The organism is Streptomyces bungoensis (assembly GCF_001514215.1).
Lineage (GTDB): Bacteria > Actinomycetota > Actinomycetes > Streptomycetales > Streptomycetaceae > Streptomyces > Streptomyces bungoensis.
Genome location: NZ_KQ948857.1, coordinates 212,076 through 232,078, shown reverse-complemented (window position 1 = coordinate 232,078; position 20,003 = coordinate 212,076). Strand labels below are relative to the sequence as shown.

The 20,003-nt window shown below is 69.3% G+C and carries 19 protein-coding genes; 9 read left to right on the top strand and 10 right to left on the bottom strand.

Going from position 1 to position 20,003, the window contains the following annotated elements:
• Positions 1 to 271: 271 nt before the first annotated feature.
• From AQJ66_RS17195 to dnaA, 5 genes are all read right to left on the bottom strand, one after another.
• Positions 272 to 850: a DciA family protein gene (locus AQJ66_RS17195; RefSeq protein WP_061922247.1), complete on the bottom strand. Its 579-nt coding sequence runs from the start codon at positions 848 to 850 to the stop codon at positions 272 to 274.
• Positions 847 to 1,968, bottom strand: a complete 1,122-nt coding sequence (gene recF, locus AQJ66_RS17190) for a DNA replication/repair protein RecF (protein WP_061922244.1) — start codon at positions 1,966 to 1,968, stop codon at positions 847 to 849. The genes AQJ66_RS17195 and recF overlap by 4 nt, the downstream gene beginning before the upstream one ends.
• A 30-nt stretch (positions 1,969 to 1,998) precedes the next feature.
• Complete coding sequence (gene gnd, locus AQJ66_RS17185; protein ID WP_061922241.1) at positions 1,999 to 2,874, bottom strand: phosphogluconate dehydrogenase (NAD(+)-dependent, decarboxylating); 876 nt, start codon at positions 2,872 to 2,874, stop codon at positions 1,999 to 2,001.
• Positions 2,875 to 3,059: 185 nt separating this feature from the next.
• The gene (dnaN, locus tag AQJ66_RS17180; protein ID WP_061922238.1) at positions 3,060 to 4,190 is read right to left on the bottom strand and encodes a DNA polymerase III subunit beta; all 1,131 of its coding nucleotides are present in this window, start codon (positions 4,188 to 4,190) and stop codon (positions 3,060 to 3,062) included.
• Between the two features lie 1,004 nt (positions 4,191 to 5,194).
• Positions 5,195 to 7,183 (bottom strand): chromosomal replication initiator protein DnaA, encoded by a 1,989-nt coding sequence (gene dnaA, locus AQJ66_RS17175; RefSeq protein WP_079060257.1) that lies wholly within the window; start codon positions 7,181 to 7,183, stop codon positions 5,195 to 5,197.
• A 393-nt stretch (positions 7,184 to 7,576) separates the two neighbouring features.
• Here dnaA and rpmH point away from each other — a divergent pair, with 393 nt between their 5' ends.
• The 9 genes from rpmH to AQJ66_RS17135 all read left to right on the top strand — a co-directional run bounded on the left by rpmH (position 7,577) and on the right by AQJ66_RS17135 (position 14,524).
• Positions 7,577 to 7,714: a 50S ribosomal protein L34 gene (rpmH, locus tag AQJ66_RS37335; RefSeq protein WP_003975051.1), complete on the top strand. Its 138-nt coding sequence runs from the start codon at positions 7,577 to 7,579 to the stop codon at positions 7,712 to 7,714.
• A gap of 21 nt (positions 7,715 to 7,735) precedes the next feature.
• On the top strand, positions 7,736 to 8,107 hold the full coding sequence (gene rnpA, locus AQJ66_RS37330; RefSeq protein ID WP_079060256.1) for a ribonuclease P protein component: 372 nt from the start codon (positions 7,736 to 7,738) through the stop codon (positions 8,105 to 8,107).
• The gene (gene yidD, locus AQJ66_RS17165) at positions 8,104 to 8,469 is read left to right on the top strand and encodes a membrane protein insertion efficiency factor YidD (protein WP_061922229.1); all 366 of its coding nucleotides are present in this window, start codon (positions 8,104 to 8,106) and stop codon (positions 8,467 to 8,469) included. Before rnpA ends, yidD begins: the two co-directional genes overlap by 4 nt.
• A 3-nt stretch (positions 8,470 to 8,472) precedes the next feature.
• Positions 8,473 to 9,753 carry a membrane protein insertase YidC gene (gene yidC / locus AQJ66_RS17160; protein WP_061922227.1) on the top strand — a complete coding sequence of 427 codons (1,281 nt, stop codon included), beginning with the start codon at positions 8,473 to 8,475 and terminating at the stop codon, positions 9,751 to 9,753.
• A gap of 15 nt (positions 9,754 to 9,768) precedes the next feature.
• Positions 9,769 to 10,281 carry a Jag family protein gene (locus tag AQJ66_RS17155; protein ID WP_061922224.1) on the top strand — a complete coding sequence of 171 codons (513 nt, stop codon included), beginning with the start codon at positions 9,769 to 9,771 and terminating at the stop codon, positions 10,279 to 10,281.
• 115 nt (positions 10,282 to 10,396) lie between these two features.
• Entirely contained in the window at positions 10,397 to 11,113 is a 717-nt protein-coding gene (gene rsmG, locus AQJ66_RS17150) for a 16S rRNA (guanine(527)-N(7))-methyltransferase RsmG (RefSeq protein ID WP_061922221.1), read from the top strand.
• Positions 11,114 to 11,414: 301 nt separating this feature from the next.
• Positions 11,415 to 12,488, top strand: coding sequence for a ParA family protein (locus AQJ66_RS17145; protein ID WP_079060268.1), 1,074 nt, complete (start codon positions 11,415 to 11,417; stop codon positions 12,486 to 12,488).
• Complete coding sequence (locus AQJ66_RS17140; RefSeq protein WP_061922215.1) at positions 12,485 to 13,585, top strand: ParB/RepB/Spo0J family partition protein; 1,101 nt, start codon at positions 12,485 to 12,487, stop codon at positions 13,583 to 13,585. The genes AQJ66_RS17145 and AQJ66_RS17140 overlap by 4 nt, the downstream gene beginning before the upstream one ends.
• Before the next feature lie 321 nt (positions 13,586 to 13,906).
• The gene (locus tag AQJ66_RS17135) at positions 13,907 to 14,524 is read left to right on the top strand and encodes a GNAT family N-acetyltransferase (RefSeq protein ID WP_061922211.1); all 618 of its coding nucleotides are present in this window, start codon (positions 13,907 to 13,909) and stop codon (positions 14,522 to 14,524) included.
• A 111-nt stretch (positions 14,525 to 14,635) separates the two neighbouring features.
• On the opposite strand, the gene trxA is transcribed toward AQJ66_RS17135, so the two are convergent.
• The 5 genes from trxA to AQJ66_RS17110 form a co-directional block, all read right to left on the bottom strand.
• The gene (gene trxA / locus AQJ66_RS17130) at positions 14,636 to 14,968 is read right to left on the bottom strand and encodes a thioredoxin (protein WP_061922208.1); all 333 of its coding nucleotides are present in this window, start codon (positions 14,966 to 14,968) and stop codon (positions 14,636 to 14,638) included.
• A gap of 49 nt (positions 14,969 to 15,017) precedes the next feature.
• Entirely contained in the window at positions 15,018 to 15,989 is a 972-nt protein-coding gene (gene trxB, locus AQJ66_RS17125; protein WP_061922205.1) for a thioredoxin-disulfide reductase, read from the bottom strand.
• A gap of 136 nt (positions 15,990 to 16,125) precedes the next feature.
• Positions 16,126 to 16,986 carry an anti-sigma factor family protein gene (locus AQJ66_RS17120; RefSeq protein WP_341849415.1) on the bottom strand — a complete coding sequence of 287 codons (861 nt, stop codon included), beginning with the start codon at positions 16,984 to 16,986 and terminating at the stop codon, positions 16,126 to 16,128.
• Positions 16,987 to 16,991: 5 nt separating this feature from the next.
• Positions 16,992 to 17,705 (bottom strand): RNA polymerase sigma factor SigM, encoded by a 714-nt coding sequence (gene sigM / locus AQJ66_RS17115; RefSeq protein WP_061922199.1) that lies wholly within the window; start codon positions 17,703 to 17,705, stop codon positions 16,992 to 16,994.
• Positions 17,706 to 18,193: 488 nt separating this feature from the next.
• On the bottom strand, positions 18,194 to 19,915 hold the full coding sequence (locus tag AQJ66_RS17110; RefSeq protein ID WP_061922196.1) for a protein kinase family protein: 1,722 nt from the start codon (positions 19,913 to 19,915) through the stop codon (positions 18,194 to 18,196).
• Positions 19,916 to 20,003: the final 88 nt, after the last annotated feature.

Here is a 20,003-nt window from a genome sequence, read left to right as displayed (position 1 = left end):
CCCACATTGGGGCGGGATTGGCTTCCAGTCTACCGGTAGCGCCGACAGTGATGGGGGTTTGCCGGTACCTGAGTCCCCATGTGCCGCCCTGAACCGGCCTCGATCGGGTCCCGATATACGGAAGGGGGCTCCAAGGGGCTCACAGCGGCACTCAGCGCTTTCGGCCGTCAACCCTTGGCTACTGGGCGGTCGGACAGGGGTCCGGGGCCCGTCCCCACCTGTGCACGGGCACGCCGGAACACCGCCCGGCGACCCCGGAACGTGAAGTACGTCACCCGTAGGTGTCGCCCGGGCCAGTGCTTCCCGGAGCCCGCAGCGGGCCGTAACGACGGGCCGGGCCGCCCGGGCCGTTCACCTTGATCAGCCGGACCGTGCCGTGCCCGAGATCCTCGTTCAGCCGGGCGACCAGCGCCGGGGCGAGCAGCCGCAGCTGGGTCGCCCACGCCGTCGATTCACAGCTCACCGAGAGGACCCGCTCGTCCTCGTCGTAGCGCTGCGGCACGCAGTGCTTGGCCAGGTCCTCGCCGACGATCTGCGGCCAGCGGCCCATGACACCGCCCACGGCGGCGGGCGTCTCCCAGCCCCGCTCGTTGATCAGCCGGTTGATCGCGGCCCCGAGCGCCATCGGGTCCCGGCCGTCGGCGCGTGCGCCGGAGCGCAGCCCGCCCCCGCGCCGGGCCTGCTTCTTCTGCCGCGCCACGTCCCCCCGCGCGCGTGCCGCCTCCCTGGCGGCCCGCAGCGCCACCCGCGCCAGGTCGACACCGGACGGCTCGGCCGCCTTCCCGGCCGCGCCACCGCCCGGCCGCGCGCCGTTCTCCGGCTTCCGGGGGGCCGGCTCCTCGGCGCTCATACGCGCTCCACCGTCCCGCCGGCCACCGCGTACCGCGCGCCGGCCAGGACGTGCGGCACGTCGTCGTGCACCGCGGCGGTGACCAGCACCTGCTCACCGGGCGCCACCAGCTCGGCCAGCCGCTCGCGGCGCCGTGCGTCCAGCTCGGCGAAGACGTCGTCCAGGATCAGGACCGGCTCGTTGCCCTCCGCGCGCAGCAGGTCGTACGAGGCGAGGCGCAGGGCCAGGGCGTACGACCAGGACTCGCCGTGCGAGGCGTACCCCTTGGCCGGCAGCTCACCGAGTTTGAGGACCACGTCGTCGCGATGGGGGCCCACGAGGGTCACCCCCCGCTCGATCTCCTGCTTGCGCACCTCGGCGAGGGCCGCCAGCAGCTGGGCGTGGAGGTCCTCACGGGTGTGCGCCTCGCCGGGCGCCGACGGCTTGTACTCCAGCGCCACCGGACCGCCGCCGGGGGCCAGCTGGTCGTACGCCTTGTCGGCCAGCGGCTGGAGCGCGGCGATCAGGTCGAGCCGCTGGGCGAGCAGTTCGGCGCCCACGCGCGCGAGGTGCTGGTCCCACACGTCGAGCGTGGACAGGTCCATCGACCGCCCGGCGTGCCGGCGGGCCAGCGCGGCCGTCTTCAGCAGCGTGTTGCGCTGCTTGAGCACCCGCTCGTAGTCGGAGCGCACGCCCGCCATGCGCGGGGAGCGCGCGGTGATCAGCTCGTCCAGGAACCGGCGCCGCTCCCCGGGATCCCCCTTGACCAGCGCCAGGTCCTCGGGCGCGAACAGCACGGTCCGTACGATCCCCAGCACGTCCCGGGGCCGGACCTGCGAGGACCGGTTGACGCGGGCGCGGTTGGCCCGGCCGGGGTTCAGCTCCAGCTCGACCAGCTGCTGCCGCTCGCCCTGGCGCACCTGCGCCCGGACGACCGCCCGCTCGGCGCCCATGCGCACCAGGGGGGCGTCCGAGGAGACCCGGTGGCTGCCGAGGGTGGCGAGGTAGCCGACCGCCTCGACCAGGTTGGTCTTGCCCTGGCCGTTGGGGCCGACGAACGCGGTGACGCCCGGGTCGAGCGGGACCTCGGCCCGGGCGTACGAGCGGAAGTCGGCCAGCGAAAGATGCGTGACGTGCATGGTCGTTCGCCGACTCCCTGCTTCTCCGGGCTACTTCTTCTCTACGGCGTGACCGCCGAACTGGTTGCGCAGCGCGGCGATCATCTTCATCTGCGGCGAGTCCTCCTGACGGGAGGCGAACCGCGCGAACAGCGACGCCGTGATCGCCGGCAGCGGCACCGCGTGGTCGATGGCGGCCTCCACGGTCCAGCGTCCCTCACCGGAGTCCTGTGCGTAACCGCGCAGGCCGTCCAGGTGCTCGTCCTCGTCGAGGGCGTCGACCGCGAGGTCGAGCAGCCAGGAGCGGATGACCGTGCCCTCCTGCCAGGAGCGGAAGACCTCGCGGACGTTCTCCACGGAGTCGACCTTCTCCAGCAGCTCCCAGCCCTCGGCGTAGGCCTGCATCATCGCGTACTCGATGCCGTTGTGGACCATCTTCGCGAAGTGGCCCGCACCGACCTTGCCGGCGTGCACCGCGCCGAAGTCGCCGGCCGGCTTGAGCGCGTCGAAGACCGGCTGCACCCTGGCGACGTGCTCGGCGTCGCCGCCGTACATCAGCGCGTACCCGTTCTCCAGGCCCCAGACTCCGCCGGAGACGCCGCAGTCGACGAAACCTATGCCCTTGGCGGCCAGTTCCCCGGCGTGCTTCTCGTCGTCCGTCCAGCGGGAGTTGCCGCCGTCCACGACCACGTCACCGGGCTCCAGCAGCTCGGCCAGCCGGTCGACGGTCGACTGGGTGGGCTCGCCGGCCGGGACCATCACCCAGACCACGCGCGGCCCCGACAGCTTGTCCACAAGCTCTTCCAGGCTGTGGACGTCCGCGAGGTCGGCGTTGCGGTCGTATCCGATGACGGTGTGGCCCGCGCGGCGGATCCGCTCGCGCATGTTGCCGCCCATCTTGCCGAGGCCGACGAGACCGAGCTCCATCAGTTGTGTTCCTTAGGTCGCTGTATGGCAGGACTGGCACCGAGGTGCCGAGCCGAGCCTAAACCCGCCCAGTCACGCACAACTGTGGGCATACACGCTCATCCGTGGCCGGCGTCTCGGGCGGCCGTAGTGCGCGCCGGGTGTCCACCGAGGACGCCCGGCACTGTGCACAGCTGTGGACGACGTCAGCCGCTGAGCCGCACCGGCATGATCAGGTACTTGTACGCCTCGTCCGCCTCCGCGTCCACGGCCGGCTTCCCGCTCAGCAGGGCCGGCTTCGTGGACGTCGTGAACGACAGCTGCGCCACCGGGGAGTCGATCGCGCTGAGCCCGTCCAGCAGGAACGTCGGGTTGAAGGCGATCGAGATGTCGTCGCCGTCCAGCTGCGCGTCGACCCTTTCCACAGCCTGTGCGTCGTCGCTGGACCCGGCCTCCAGGATCAGCACGCCCTGCTCGAAGCTCAGCCGCACCGGGGTGTTCCGCTCGGCCACCAGCGCCACACGCTTGACCGCCTCCACGAAGGGCGCGGTCTCGATCACGGCGACGGAGTTGAACTCGGTCGGGAACAGCGTCCGGTACTTGGGCAGGTCGCCCTCGAGCAGACGCGTGGTCGTCCGCCGGCCGGCGCCCTCGAAACCGATCAGGCCCTCGCCGGCACCCGAGCCGGACAGCGCCAGCGTCACGCTGTCCCCGGCCCCGAGCGACTTGGCGGTGTCCAGGAGCGTCTTGGCCGGGACCAGGGCGACCGCGGAGGCGTCCGGGTTCTCCGGCTTCCACAGGAACTCGCGGACCGCGAAGCGGTAGCGGTCGGTGGAGGCCAGGGTGACCGTGTCGCCCTCGATCTCGATGCGCACACCGGTGAGCACCGGAAGCGTGTCGTCGCGCCCGGCGGCGATGGCCACCTGGGACACGGCGGCCGCGAAGACCTCGCCGGGCACGGTGCCGGTCGCGTTCGGCATCTGCGGCAGCGACGGGTACTCCTCCACCGGCAGGGTGTGGAGGGTGAACCGCGAGGAGCCGCAGACGACGGTCGCCCGTACACCGTCTGTGGAAATCTCCACCGGCCGGTTGGGCAGGGCGCGGGAGATGTCGGCCAGGAGACGGCCGGAGACGAGGACGGTGCCCTCCTCCTCGACCTCCGCCTCGACGCTCACGCGCGCCGACACCTCGTAGTCGAAGCTCGACAGGCTCAGCTGACCGTCCTCGGCCTTGAGCAGCAGGCCGGCGAGGACAGGCGCCGGCGGACGGGCCGGGAGGCTGCGTGCCGCCCAGGCCACTGCCTCCGCGAGTACGTCGCGTTCCACCCGGATCTTCACCGTAAGCCGCCTCCTGCTGTTGCTACTGAGTCCTCCGACTCGGTGTCACCGCCCACTGCGGGGGAAGGACACCGAGGACCAGTCTGACGCACCGCACTGACAGTAGGTGCCTGTCGGGGTCAAGTCGCTCCGAGGGGCAGCCGGGCTCGAGGCAGCGAGTTGTGCACAGGTCCCGCTTCGAAACGATTGCCAGGCTCTCTCTAGTCGGGAGTAGTAGTAGGGCCTGTGGATACCGTGGATAACCACGTTTGCCCAGCTCACACCACGAATTTTGTCCACTGGCCCTGTGGGCGACGACGGTGGACAACCTGGCCGATCTGTGGAGAACGGAAAGTTCTGCACACCTCGCCCACAGACCGCGGGTAGTTCTCCCCAGCTGTGTCCCCAGGTTTACCCCCGTTTCCCACAGCTCAATCCGGCACCTTCGTGTGACGGCTTTCACTCGCGGCGGTGAGCGGGGGCGTCGCGTTGCCGAACAGTGGACAGCCATGTGGAGAAGCCGCCGATCGCTGGGGACAACCGCCCCCAGCCTGTGGGCTTCCCGTGGAAAACTCCGTGCACAGCCTGTGGATCTTTCCGTCGTCCACAGTCTGTGGAGATCGTTTGTCCACGATTCCACAGGGTCCTGAGCTGGGCGGACGCCATCTCCCCAGGGTCCCTGTGGACGCGGTTCGGGACAACTTCGCGGTCCCCAGGGTGTGGACGCGAGAAAGTCACCGAATCTGTGGAGAGTGGCCGTAACCAGGCAGGTAATCGAACAAGGGGTGGCTGCGGAGGGGCGGCGCCGGACGGCCGGTGGACGGGCGGGGGACGGCAGGGGACGGCCAGAGGCGTCTGCGGGCGACCGGCGACGGGGCCAGGGCCCGGGACACGGGGGCCGGGACAAGGGGGGCGGGACAAGGGGAGCGGGCGCGGGACGCAGGGGGCGGGACACGCTGGCGGACACGGAAAGGCGCCCCCGGGACAGGTCCCGAGGGCGCCTCGGCGCCGTCCTACGGCCGGCGTCAGCCGTTCTTGATGCGGTTGGTCAGCTCCGTCACCTGGTTGTAGATCGAGCGGCGCTCGGCCATCAGCGCACGGATCTTGCGGTCGGCGTGCATGACGGTCGTGTGGTCGCGGTTGCCGAACTGCGCGCCGATCTTCGGCAGCGACAGGTCGGTGAGCTCCCGGCACAGGTACATGGCGATCTGGCGGGCGGTGACCAGCGCGCGGCCGCGCGAGGTGCCGCACAGGTCCTCCACCGTCAGCCCGAAGTACTGCGCGGTCTCGGCCATGATGGCGCTCGCGGTGATCTCGGGGGCCGCGTCCTGGCCGCCCGGGATCAGGTCCTTCAGCACGATCTCGGTCAGGCCCAGGTCCACCGGCTGCCGGTTGAGGGAGGCGAACGCCGTCACCCGGATCAGCGCGCCCTCCAGCTCGCGGATGTTCCGGGAGATCCGCGAGGCGATGAACTCCAGCACCTCCGGCGGGGCGTTGAGCTGCTCCTGCACCGCCTTCTTGCGCAGGATCGCGATGCGCGTCTCCAGCTCGGGCGGCTGGACGTCGGTGATCAGACCCCACTCGAAGCGGTTCCGCAGCCGGTCCTCCAGGGTGACCAGCTGCTTGGGGGGCCGGTCGCTGGAGAGCACGATCTGCTTGTTGGCGTTGTGCAGGGTGTTGAAGGTGTGGAAGAACTCCTCCTGCGTCGACTCCTTGTCCGCGAGGAACTGGATGTCGTCCACCAGCAGGATGTCCATCTCCCGGTAGCGCTTGCGGAAGCTGTCGCCCTTGCCGTCGCGGATGGAGTTGATGAACTCGTTGGTGAACTCCTCCGAGCTCACGTACCGCACCCGCGTGCCCGGGTAGAGGCTGCGCGCGTAGTGCCCGATGGCGTGCAGCAGGTGCGTCTTGCCCAGCCCCGACTCGCCGTAGATGAACAGCGGGTTGTAGGCCTTCGCCGGCGCCTCGGCGACGGCCACCGCGGCCGCGTGCGCGAAGCGGTTGGAGGCGCCGATGACGAACGTGTCGAAGAGGTACTTCGGGTTCAGCCGCGCGGTCGGCTCACCGGGGCCGCTCGCCGGTGCGGGCTTCGCGGCCAGCGGACCGGGCGCGCCGCTCCCCCCGGGCGGCGGCAGGTCCGGGCGGCCGGGGCCGCCGCGGTGCCCGGGGCCGGCGCCGCCGGGCGGCTGGTCGGGCAGCTCGCGGCGCACGGGGTCGCGCTGGTCGTACTCGGCGCGGGGGGCGTCGTAGTCCGGCCGGCCGTCGTACCCGGGACGGGCCTCGTACTCCGGGCGGTCGTAGTCGGGGCGGTCGTAGTCGCGGGGGGCCTCGTACTCGCCGCGCTGCTTGTCGTACTTGTCGTACGGCGGACGCTCCCTGCCCTGCGGGCGGTAGTCCCCGGCGGGCGCGCCGTAGGAGTCCTGCGACGGCGAGGCGTAGGGGTCGCGTTCGGGGAAGCCGAGCCGGGGCTGCTGCCAGCCGTAGTCGTCCTGCGCGGGCCGCGGCCAGGCGCCGGGCTCGCGGCGCTGGTACTCGGAGGGGTAGGCGGGCCGTGCGTTCGGCAGCTGGTCCTGGCGAGAGGCGTGTTCGCCGCCCGGACGGGGGTCGCCGGCCCGGTGGCGGCCGTAGCCCTCGTACGGCGCGGAGGGCAGTTCCTGCTCCTCGTAGCGCGGCTGCGGTGGGCCAGGCTCGGCCGGGGCCTGGGCGGCGGGGGGCGCCTGCGGGGCCGGCGGCTCGCCCGCCGAGTCGTCCACGGTGATCGCGATGCGGATGGGGCGGCCGCACTCGCGGCTCAGGGTCTCGCTGACGATCGGCGCGAGACGGCCCTCCAGTACACCCTTCGCAAATTCGTTCGGCACGGCGAGCAGAGCGGTGTCCGCCACCAGCGCGAGGGGCTGGCAGCGGCGGATCCAGTGCTCGTCCTTCCCCTCGACCCCCTGCCCGCGGCCCTCACCGAGGAGCTGCTCCAGTACTCGTGGCCACACTGCGGCAAGATCGGCAGGTACGTCAGCCACAGGGCACGCTCTCTCGCAGGTCCCACGAACGTGTGATTCGAGGACGGTCGGGATGAAACTCGGGTGACCGGCGGGAGCAAACCCGCTTGGCCGGGGAGAAGGGAACGAATCGGAGTCAGCCACGGTAGTCAGGGCGGCGGCTGCGGTTCAAGTTGTTGTCCCCAGCCTGTGGACAGTGTCTCTCCGTGGCCGCCGGTTTGACCGGATGGCGCAGCCCCGCGTACCGTAACCAGGTCGAGTTGTCGATGGCTGCTGCCGCCTGCCTCCGATGGGCACAGATCACTTCAGGTGATCGGGAAGCGGTGCACTCGGGCGTGACGCGAGCTACTCGTGGGCGCACGGTGACAGCCAGGACGGCACCCCGCCACTACCGAATCTTTCTGGAGCCCCCGAGTGAGCAAGCGCACCTTCCAGCCGAACAACCGTCGTCGCGCGAAGACCCACGGCTTCCGGCTGCGTATGCGGACCCGCGCCGGCCGCGCGATTCTCGCGACCCGCCGTAGCAAGGGTCGCGCCCGCCTGTCCGCCTGATCCCGATCAGGTCATGACGTCGTGCTGCCCACCGAGAACCGGCTGAGGCGGCGCGAGGACTTCGCGACCGCGGTACGACGGGGTCGCCGGGCAGGCCGCCCGACCCTCGTCGTCCACCTTCGTAGCGGTGCCACGGACCCGCACGCGCCTGGGGAGAGCGCTCCCCCGACGCGTGCGGGTTTCGTCGTGAGCAAGGCAGTGGGTGGAGCGGTCGTGCGCAACCAAGTGAAGCGCAGACTGCGCCATCTGATGCGTGAGCGAGTCGCCCTTTTTCCCCCCGGTAGCCTGGTAGTCGTACGAGCGCTGCCCGGATCGGGCGACGCAGACCACGCACAGCTGGCCCGAGACCTGGATGCCGCCCTACAGCGGCTGCTGGGAGGGGGCGCGCGATGAAGTACCCGCTGCTGGCTCTGATCAAGCTGTACCAGTGGACGATCAGTCCTCTGCTGGGGCCGGTGTGCAAGTACTACCCGTCGTGCTCCCACTACGGCTACACGGCCATCGACCGGCACGGTGCGATCAAGGGAACGGCTCTCACCGCCTGGCGCATCCTCCGGTGCAACCCGTGGTCGCTCGGCGGTGTGGACCATGTTCCGCCGCGCAAGCGCCCGAGATGGCACGAGATGCTGCGCAACGCTTGGCGCGCACGCAAGGGCGGGACCTCCGCCGCCGAACCGGCCACCGAAGAGAAGCCTCGTTCGGGGCTTCCTCCGAGCCCGGCCGCAGAGACTTCGTCCCATGCCCAAGGAGCATGATTAGTGGACACGATTGCCAGCCTCTTCAGCTTCATCACGACACCCGTCTCATGGGTCATCGTCCAGTTCCACACCGTGTACGGCGCGATCTTCGGGCCGGACACCGGCTGGGCCTGGGGCCTGTCCATTGTGTCCCTGGTGATCCTGATCCGCATCTGCCTGATCCCGCTCTTCGTGAAGCAGATCAAGGCGACCCGGGCCATGCAGACGCTCCAGCCCGAGATGAAGAAGATCCAGGAGCGCTACAAGAACGACAAGCAGCGTCAGTCCGAAGAGATGATGAAGCTGTACAAGGAGTCGGGTACCAACCCGCTCTCCTCGTGCCTTCCCATCCTGGCGCAGTCCCCGTTCTTCTTCGCCCTGTACCACGTGCTCAACGGCATCGCGTCGGGCCAGACCATCGGCGTCATCAACCAGCCGCTGCTGGAGAGCGCCCGTAAGGCGCACATCTTCGGGGCCCCGCTCGCCGCGAAGTTCAAGGACGGCGCCGACACGATCCACGCCCTGGGCGCCTCCGTCGTCGACGTGCGCGTCGTGACCGTCGTCATGATCGTCATGATGTCGGCGTCGCAGTTCTACACGCAGCGCCAGCTGATGACGAAGAACGTCGACACGACGGTGAAGACGCCGTTCATGCAGCAGCAGAAGATGCTGATGTACGTCTTCCCCATCATGTTCGCCGTCTTCGGCATCAACTTCCCGGTCGGTGTCCTCGTCTACTGGCTGACCACCAACGTGTGGACCATGGGCCAGCAGATGTACGTGATCCACAACAACCCGACCCCGGGTTCCAAGGCCCAGGAGGCCTACCTGGAGCGGCTGGGCAAGCACGTCACGCAGCACGGCAAGGTGCGCCGGCGGAGCGAGAAGACCATCATCAAGGCGATCGTCACCAAGGGCCGCGACCGCAACGAGTTCGAGCGCAAGTTCATCAACGGGCTCAGCAAGGCCGGCCTCGCCGCCCAGGCCGACGGCAGCGTGGTGAGGAGCGAGAGCCAGGCCGTGGTCGAGTCCGAGGACGGTACGACCACCACCGCCGCCACGGCCACCGCCGCACGGCGCCAGCAGCCCAAGCGCCAGACCAAGGCTCAGCGTCAGTCCGGTCCCAAGCAGGCGGGTGAGGCCGAGCCGGCCATCTCCCTGGCGAAGCCGGACGAGCCGCAGGACGCCAAGCCCGCCGCTGCCAAGCAGCGCTCGCAGCCCGGTGCCGGCACCCGCAGCAAGGCCCAGTCGGGTCAGCGCAAGGGTGGCCCGCAGCGGCCCAAGTCCCCGTCCAAGAAGTAAGAAGGAGCCCATCCCGTGACGGAAGGCACCACCTCCGCCGCTGCCGAGGGTGCAGACACCCTCACCCGCCTGGAGCAGGAGGGCGAGATCGCGGCGGACTACCTCGAGGGTCTGCTGGACATCGCCGATCTCGACGGCGACATCGACATGGATGTCGAGGCCGACCGCGCCTCCGTGTCGATCATCAGCGACGCCGGCAGCCGTGACCTGCAGAAGCTGGTCGGCCGGGACGGCGAGGTGCTGGAGGCACTCCAGGAGCTGACGCGTCTGGCCGTACACCGGGAGACGGGCGACCGTAGCCGGCTCATGCTGGACATCGCGGGCTACCGGGCCAAGAAGCGCGCCGAGCTGTCCGAGCTGGGCGCCAAGGCCGCTGCCGAGGCCAAGAGCAGCGGCGAGCCCGTGAAGCTCAAGCCGATGACCCCGTTCGAGCGCAAGGTCGTGCACGACGCGGTCAAGTCCGCCGGACTGCGCAGCGAGTCCGAGGGCGAGGAGCCGCAGCGGTTCGTCGTCGTGCTCCCTGCCTGATCGAGCCCCGTTCTACCGGCCCCGTCTGCCCGCAGGCGGGGCCGGAACGTTGTCAGCCTGGTAGTTCTGGTGGCCGGTGCGCGAAGCGCCGGCGCTGTACGGAAGGACGGTCCCCGTGACGGAGGCAGCGGAGCTTCCCCCCGCGCCCGAGCAGGCGCGGGAAGTGTTTGGTGATCGCTTCGCCGATGCGGTCCGCTATGCGGAGCTGCTCGCCGAGGCGGGCGTCCAGCGTGGCCTGATCGGGCCGCGCGAGGTGCCCCGGCTGTGGGAGCGGCACCTGCTGAACTGTGCGGTCCTCTCGGAGGCGGTCCCCGAGGGGGTGACGGTCTGCGACGTGGGCTCGGGCGCCGGTCTGCCGGGCATTCCGCTGGCGCTGGTCAGGGACGACCTCAACATCACCCTGCTGGAGCCCCTGCTGCGGCGTACCACCTTCCTCACCGAGGTCGTGGAGCTGCTGGGACTGGATCACGTCACCGTGGTCCGGGGCCGGGCCGAGGAGGTCATGGGCAAGCTGCCTCCGGTCCATGTGGTGACCGCCCGGGCCGTGGCCCCGTTGGACCGGCTGGCCACCTGGGGCATCCCGCTGCTGCGCCCGTACGGCGAGATGCTCGCGCTGAAGGGCGACACCGCCGAGGAGGAGCTGAAGGCCGCGGCCACCGCCCTCAGCAAGCTCGGTGCGGTGGCGACGTCCGTCCTGCATGTGGGTGAGGGCGTGGTGGATCCCCCGTCCACGGTCGTACGGGTCGAGGTGGGAGAGAGCCCGGGTGGGGTGCGGTTCGCAGCCAAGCGGGCCAAGGCGGCCCGGACCGGGCGTGCGCGGCGACGTCGCTGATCCACCCTGAGGGTGAGACGTACTCCACACAAGCTGCCAAAGCTACGCAAGCCGGAGTGTCGCGAAGGCCCGGTACCTGTCGCCCTGCATCGTGTTTCACGTGAAACGTCGCTCACTGCTGCACGGCATCATCAGTCGTGGCCGCGCCGCGGCCGAACCTCGCGACCGGAAGCCTCTCGGCTCCCTCGGGAAGGATCCCGTTTCCCTGGAGACTCCGTCCCCCTCAGGGGGTGCGGAGTTGTCCACAGAGGTGGATTTCTCCACAGAAGACCAGGGCTCACTGGTTCACGACCCCGAAGGCATGGCAGGCTCTGTTCATTGCGAGCTTGAAGTCGAGGAGAGTGAATCCTTGCGGTCCGACGCCAACATCGCGGGACCGATGACCGATCCGGTCCCCGGTCCCCGTACCGAGTCGATGGGAGCGGATGTTTCACGTGAAACACCGCCCCCGATGGACGACACTCCCATTGGTCGTGCTGCCCAATTGGCGGTGGAGGCACTGGGCCGCGCCGGCGAAGGCCTGCCACGACCGGAGCAGACCCGCGTCATCGTGGTCGCCAACCAGAAGGGCGGTGTGGGCAAGACGACGACGACCGTCAACCTTGCCGCGTCGCTGGCCCTGCACGGCGGCCGTGTCCTGGTGATCGATCTCGACCCGCAGGGCAACGCGTCCACGGCGCTGGGTATCGACCATCACGCCGAAGTTCCGTCCATCTATGACGTGTTGGTGGAGAGCAGGCCTCTCTCGGAGGTCGTCCAGCCCGTCCCGGACGTCGAAGGCCTCTTCTGTGCCCCCGCCACCATCGACCTCGCCGGTGCGGAGATCGAGCTGGTGTCGCTGGTGGCCCGGGAAAGCCGGCTCCAGCGGGCGATCCAGGCGTACGAACAGCCGTTGGACTACATCCTCATCGACTGCCCGCCGTCGCTCGGCCTGCTGACGGTCAATGCGCTCGTCGCGGGTCAGGAAGTCCTCATCCCCATCCAGTGCGAGTACTACGCGCTGGAGGGCCTGGGCCAGTTGCTGCGCAACGTCGATCTGGTACGGGGGCACCTCAACCCCACCCTGCATGTGTCGACCATCCTGCTCACCATGTACGACGGCCGGACGCGTCTCGCTTCGCAGGTCGCGGAAGAGGTGCGCACCCACTTCGGTGACGAGGTGCTGCGGACGAGCATTCCCCGCTCGGTCCGTATCTCCGAGGCGCCGAGCTACGGGCAGACGGTGCTGACTTACGATCCTGGATCGAGTGGCGCTCTCTCCTACCTTGAGGCCGCCCGAGAAATCGCGTTGAAGGGCGTCGGCGTCAGCTATGACGCAAGCCAGGCCCACATCGGCGCACAGAATGATCCGAGCATGGTGGAGGGGATCCAGTGAGTGAGCGACGGAGGGGGTTGGGCCGTGGTCTGGGTGCACTGATCCCTGCTGCCCCGACCGAGAAGGCCCCGGCTCCGGCCGCGGTGGGGAGTGGAGCGGTCACTTCCCCGGCAGCGGTGCCGACGTTGGCGACCGACCGCGGGGTGGCCGCGGCGAAGGTGGCCACGCTCCCGTCTGTTTCACATGAAGCAGACGAGCCCTCGATGAGCCCGGTGGTGGAGGCGCCCGCTCCGCCGGTGGGTGCGCACTTCGCCGAGATCCCCCTCGACGCCATCACACCCAACCCGCGCCAGCCGCGTGAGGTCTTCGACGAGGACGCGCTGCACGAGCTGATCACCTCCATCCAGGAGGTCGGTCTGCTCCAGCCCGTCGTCGTACGGCAGCTGGGTCCCGCCCGCTACGAGCTGATCATGGGCGAGCGTCGCTGGCGGGCCTGCCGGGAAGCCGGCCTCGAGGCCATCCCGGCGATCGTCCGGGCCACGGACGACGAGAAGCTCCTCCTGGACGCCCTGCTGGAGAACCTGCACCGGGCACAGCTCAACCCGCTGGAGGAGGCCGCCGCCTACGACCAGCTGCTGAAGGACTTCAACTGCACGCACGACCAGTTGGCCGACCGGATCGGGCGCTCCCGGCCCCAGGTCTCCAACACCCTGCGTCTGCTGAAGCTGTCGCCGACCGTGCAGAAGCGGGTGGCCGCCGGGGTGCTCTCGGCCGGGCACGCCCGGGCGCTGCTGTCCGTGGAGGACTCCGAGGAGCAGGACCGGCTCGCGCACCGCATCGTCGCCGAGGGACTGTCGGTGCGTGCCGTGGAAGAGATCGTGACGCTGATGGGCTCGCGTCCGCAGCGGGCCCAGCGCGCCAAGGGCCCGCGTGCCGGCTCCGTGCCGTCTCCGGCGCTGAGCGAGCTGGCGACCCGGCTCTCGGACCGCTTCGAGACACGGGTGAAGGTTGAGCTCGGGCAGAAGAAGGGCAAGATCACGGTCGAGTTCGCCTCCCCGGAGGACCTTGAGCGGATCCTCGGGACGCTCGCTCCCGGCGAGCGGCTGGCCCTGCAGAAGGGTCAGACGGACAGCGGAGCCGAGGACTCGGACGACTGATCCACGGGCGGTACCGCCCCGGTGAGCAGGGGAGCGGGCCGTGTCCGGTGTGTGCCGGAACGCGGTCCGCTCTTTGCTTTGAGGCAGTATCGAGGCATTCGCATCGCGGATACGATGCGAATGGGTATGGCGCATCCATCCACCTGACAGCATCTGTGAGGGGAAGACAGGAGCCATGCGATTGATGAGCCGGACCGGACTGGTGAGCGCGGGCCTTGGACTCGCAGTGGTCGGCGGATTCGTCGGCAGCCTGCTCAAGGAACGGGGCGCTCTGACAGCCGCTCGCGACGCGGCGGGCGAAGGAAGCGAGGAACAGCCTTCATGGGGCGTCGGCTCGTACCGCTCACGCTGGACAACCTTCAGGACCTCCCCCAGCGCTGCCGCTCGTGTGTCTTCTGGGAACTGGATCCGGTCAGCGGCGCGGCCGCGATAAAGAGCGGCACAGCCGCGTTGGAGAAGGAGTCCTGGATCTCCGCCGTCCTGCTGGACTGGGGTTCCTGCGGACGGGTGGTCTACGTCGATGACGTTCCGGTGGGATTCGTGCTCTACGCGCCCCCTGCCTATGTCCCCCGCTCCACCGCGTTCCCCACGAGCCCGGTGTCGCCGGACGCCGTCCAGCTCATCACGGCGTTCGTCATGCCCGGCTATCAGGGCCAGGGGCTGGGGCGCGTGATGGTCCAGGCGGTCGCCAAGGATCTGTTGCGCCGTGGCTTCAAGGCGATCGAGGCGTTCGGCGACTCCCGCTGGAAGGAGCCCGCCTGCCTGCTGCCCGCCGATCATCTTCTGGCCGTGGGCTTCAAGACGGTCCGCCAGCATCCCCAGCACCCTCGGCTGCGTCTGGAGCTGCGCTCGACGCTGTCCTGGAAGGAAGACGTGGAGCTGGCGCTGGACCGGCTGCTGGGGGCCGTACAGAAGGAGCCGGCGCTGCGGCCGCTGTAGACGGCGACCGCAGCCGAGGGCTCTCATGCGAATGGGCCAACCCGCGCGGGTTGGCCCATTCGTGTTTCACGTGAAACATGCACCGTCCGGTCGACGGACGGTACCGCCCGACTAGTCGGCGATGAACTCGTCGAGGTCCCGGATGATGGCGGCCTTCGGCTTGGCACCGACGATGGTCTTGGCGACCTCGCCGCCCTGGTAGACGTTCAGGGTCGGGATGGACATGACGCCGTACTTGGCGGCCGTGCCCGGGTTCTCGTCGATGTTGAGCTTGACGACCTCGATCTTGTCGCCGTACTCGGCCGCGATCGCCTCGAGCGACGGGGCGATCTGGCGGCACGGGCCGCACCAGGCGGCCCAGAAGTCCACCAGGACGGGCTTGTCGCTCTTGAGGACGTCCTGGTCGAAGGAGTCGTCGGTCACATTCTTCAGGGTGCCGGCCACTACGGGCTCCTTAGCTTGATCGTGCGGTGGGGCGGGGAAGGGAGAGAGGTCAGACGGCCGCGGTCTTCTCCGGCTCGGCCTGGTCCTCGTCCGCGAGGGCGGCGAGGAAGCGCTCGGCGTCCAGGGCGGCGGAACAGCCGGTGCCGGCCGCAGTGATCGCCTGGCGGTAGGTGTGGTCGACCACGTCACCGGCGCCGAAGACACCGGTCAGATTGGTGCGGGTGGACGGGGAGGCGACCTTCAGGTAGCCCTCCTCGTCGAGGTCCAGCTGGCCCTTGAACAGCTCGGTGCGCGGGTCGTGACCGATCGCGATGAAGAGACCCGTCACGGGCAGGTCCGACAGCTCGCTGGTCTTGACGTTGCGGAGCTTGAGGCCGGAGAGCTTCTGGTCGCCCTGGATCTCGGCGACCTCGCTGTCCCAGACGAACTTGATCTTCGGGTCGCCGAACGCACGCTCCTGCATCGCCTTGGACGCGCGCAGCGTGTCACGGCGGTGGATGATCGTCACGGACTTGGCGAACCGGGAGAGGAAGGTGGCCTCCTCCATCGCGGTGTCCCCGCCGCCGATCACGGCGATGTCCTGGTCCTTGAAGAAGAACCCGTCACAGGTGGCACACCAGGAGACGCCGCGCCCGGAGAGGGCATCCTCGTTCGGCAGACCCAGCTTGCGGTGCTGGGAGCCGGTGGTGACGATGACGGCCTTCGCCCGGTGGACCGTGCCCGCGGTGTCGGTGACGGTCTTGATCTCACCGGTCAGGTCGACGGAGACGATGTCGTCCGGGATCAGCTCGGCGCCGAAGCGCTCGGCCTGTGCCCGCATGTTGTCCATCAGGTCGGGGCCCATGATGCCGTCGCGGAAGCCAGGGAAGTTCTCCACCTCGGTGGTGTTCATCAGCGCCCCGCCGGCGGTGACGGCACCCTCGAACACCAGAGGCTTCAGCGACGCGCGCGCGGTGTAGAGCGCCGCCGTGTAGCCTGCGGGCCCGGAGCCGATGATGATCACGTTACGGACGTCGCTCACGGCTTGATTCCTCGTCTCTGGTCTGCGTCAGTCGACCGGTAGGAGCCCCTTTCGGGACTCTCACCCCACCCAACGGATCCTAAGGGGCGCGCATTCCCGGTGTGCCCGGGCACACGCGGACCTGGACGACGGGCACTCAGGGACGAGCGAAGGATTGTTTCAGCAACACCTTGCCGAGAGAGGACGACTGCCGGCCGACGCAGGTCGCGTCGACGACGTAGGCCGTGACCCGGGTGCTGTCACCGGCATCGGGCAGCACGACGAGGTAGGCACTCCTGCCCGCGTACGTGCCCGGCTTGGCGCCCAGAACATCGCCCCTGCTGGTGATCGCCTTGCGGACACAGTCGGGGACCGGTGGCAGAGTCTGGATCAGAGTGTTGGCGCTCTGGGGCGACTCGGGGCTGTTCTCCTCGGACTTGACTCCCGAGCGGGGCCGCTGGCCGTCGGTACCGCGCTGGGTGCCCCTCTTCGTGGCGAGGAGGTCCTTCACCTGGTTGTGCACGCTGACGCCGGAGAAGGGGCCCGCGGAAAGAGCCGGCTTGGTGTGGGTCCCGGTGCCGGTGCCGCCGAAGGACTGCAGGAGGAGCGACCCCGTTCCCAGGACAGCCGCCGTGAGGACCACCCCGAGCGCCACACGCCTCCGGCGCCGTCCGCGCTCGCTTCCCTTACGGCCTGGCCCGGTCGCCGCCGGCGGGCGCCCCGCGGGCCGGTCGGACGGCATCGATGTTTCACGTGAAACATGCTCCCCACCGTCCTCGCGGTGCGCCTCGGCGGCCAGAGCGGAATCGATCCGGTCGGCCACATCGGCAGGCATGCGCTCAGGGGCCGGTACAGCGCCCAGCAACTCGCGGATCTCCTCCAGGGAGGCGAAGACCTCCGCGCAGGGCTCACAGGCGTCCAGATGGCGCCGCACGTCCGTGCTGCGGTCCGGTGGGAGAAGGCCTTCGGTGAGGTCGGAGATCTCCGCGACGTCCGGGTGCCCGGCCATGTCTGTCATGGATGTCACGCTCGGCCACCTCCGCCCTTCACTACGGCTGTATCGTTCGGCCCCGTATCACCGGGGGCTCCGTCCCGAGACCCCGTCGCCGGTGGGACGGATGTCCCCTCCACCCGGTTCCGTCCCGGCGCGGGTTCCTTTTCGTCTCCTGTGGTGCCGGGTCGGAGATGAGCAAGGAGGGGAAGCAGCCTGGCCCTGCCCCGGGCGCACCGGCTCTTCACCGTCCCCGTGGGCACCTCGAGGATCCGGGCGGCCTCCGCGACCGGGTAACCCTGCATGTCCACGAGGACGAGGGCCGCGCGCTGCTCCTGGGGCAGCGCGCCGAGCGCTTCGAGCAACTGCCGGTGCAGGTCGTTGCGCTCCGCGGGAGCAGAAGCAGACTCATGCGGCTCCAGCAACTGCTCCAGACGTTCGGTGTCGTCGACCGGAGCGGTCTTCCGGGAGGCCGCCTTGCGAACGCGGTCCAGGCAGGCGTTCACCGTGATCCGGTGCAGCCAGGTCGTGACGGCCGACTGCCCGCGGAAGGTGTGCGCGGCTCGGTAGGCGGACACCAGGGCGTCCTGGACCGCGTCAGCGGCCTCCTCGCGGTCCCCCAGCGTGCGCAGGGCGACCGCCCACAGCCGGTCCCGATGCCGCCGAACGATCTCCCCGAAGGCGTCGGGATCACCTTCTACGTGGCGGGCGAGTAGTTCGGAATCGGAAGAGCGGTCTTCGGTCACCCGTTACCTCCTCCGGTTCGACGTAGAAAGGCACTCGCCGATCCTACAAGAGGGAGCAATGGGAAGATGCGCCATATATGTCGCAAAGGCTCCTTTATGTGACAGGCTGGATGATCATACTGTGTCCATGTCAATCAAGAGAAGGGATGGCTGTGCGGAGACTTCAAGCGTTCGGTGTGTAACGGCTTTGACGGCGGCGCTGATTTCCACCTCGGCGTCATCGGCATCCGCCGCGCAACTCTCCGGTTATTGCCCCTCGGATGGCTCCGAGGGGTCCTGGAATGGGGAGGTCGTCAGCAGGAAGAGGATCGATCCGGTTTACCTCTATCTAGGAGACACGGCTGCAGATGGCCATCACGCTGCGATTCGAGGGAAATCAGTTGCTGACGTACTGTGAGGGGGACTGGGAGATCACCCACTGACCAAGCGTGATCTTGGACTGGCCGAGGGGGGTGAGGGCAGAGCCCTCACCCCCCTCGGCCAGTCTTCTAGCCTGTGACCTTGATTTCTGAGACTCCGCCCCTAAAGAGGTTCGGCGACCCATCGGTAGGCAGCTTGGTGATGTGGATCAGAAGGTATCTGGTCTGAATCGCCTTCGGAAGCGTAATTTTGAGCTCACGGCCGACCGTGTTCAACTTGACCAGCCGCTTCGGAAAGTCGCTCAGCGACGTTGCGCTGCCCTGATTCGCGTCGGCGGCGAGGATCTCAGCCGTCTGGCCACTTCGATACATCAGGACATCGACAGACCAAACGCTTTTTACGCTGCCGAGATCGACGATCAGTCCGCTGCCCTCCTGACGAGTCGGCAAGTTCCCGAAATTGGCGTACCCCTTGTACTGCGGCGTGACCCACGCAGTGCTCGTGTTGTTATCAACGGCGAGGGGGGCTTCGTCTTCCTTTATGCCCGATCCGCTCGGCATGAACTCCCGCACGCCCTCGATGGCGATCGGCTTGCTGGAGACGGCCGGCTTCGGGGCGTTCTTGCCGCCTCCGTCCGTGCTTTCCGTGGTCGGGGTGTCGTTGGACTTGTCGCCCCGGTCCATCAGGGCGTCCGCCAGCTGCCAGCTTCCCAGGCCGAGCGCCGCGATGAGGAGAGCCGACACCGCCCACTTCAGGGCCTTGCCGGTGCGGCTCTGCAGTGGCGGCGGTGGGGTGGTGAGGGGCTGCGTGGCGCCGGGGTGCGGTGCCGGGCGGCCGTACGTGCCCTGCTGGTACGTCGTGCGCTGGTACTCCGGCGGCGCCGTGAACGCCGGCTCCGGCGGGCGGATGCGCGGCATCTCACCGATCGCCTTCACCAGCTCCTCCGGCGTGGTGCACGGCGCCTCGTGCCGGGAGGCGGTCGCGCCGTCGTTGACGAGTGCCCGCATGGTGAGTTCGGACAGCCCGCGGTGCACGCCGGCCCGCACCTGGTCCGGCGCGATCAGCCCGACGTCCTTGGGCAGTCCGGACAGCCCGTACGCGTCGTTCTCGTACGGCCAGCGCTGCGTCAGCGCCGCGTACAGCAGGGCGCCGATCGACTCGGTGTCGGTGCGCTGCGGGGTGTCGGAGCTGACGCCGCGCAGGGCCGCGTTCACCGCGAGGCCGCGGATGCGCCACTGGCCGCTGGAGGTGCGCAGCACGGCGTTCGGGTTCAGCCGGAGGTGGGAGAGGCCCTCACGGTGCGCCGCGGCCATGGCCGAGGCGATCTGACTGACCATCTGGTAGGCGTCGTGCGGCTCGAGCGGCCCGGCCGCGAGCAGGGCGGTCAGTTCCGTGGCGTCCGGCAGCCACTCGTGCACCACGTAGACGAGGTCGTTCTCCTCGACGGCGTCGAGGACCTGGACGAAGCGCGGATCGCCGAGCAGCGCTGAGGAACGGGCGGCGGCCAGGACGGAACGGGCCCGCGTGTGGTCCGCGGGCAGGATGTGCACGCCGACGGCACGGCGGAGTTTCTCGTCGACCGCACGCCAACTGCTGAATCCGTCCAGACGGGTGACGCACTCCTCGAGACGGTAGCGTCTGGCGAGCTTGTGACCGCTGTGCAGCTCGGGAGACGAGGCCTTCTTCACGGGACCCTCCGTCCCGCCGCTCCCCAGCGCCTCGTCGCTGTCCGTGTCCCGCTCCGGGTTCTGGGCCACCCCGTCGGCCGTGGACTGGTCCGCCTTGGCGGTCAGCGGCTGGTCACCGCTGTTGTCTGCCACGTCGACGGCAGCCGTGCTCCGTTCCGCCACCGTCGTCCCTGCCTCCCCATCCGTTGCACGCTGTCCGACGCCGAAACCAATTGTGCCCACAGTCCGCCGCTATGCACGACACACGGCG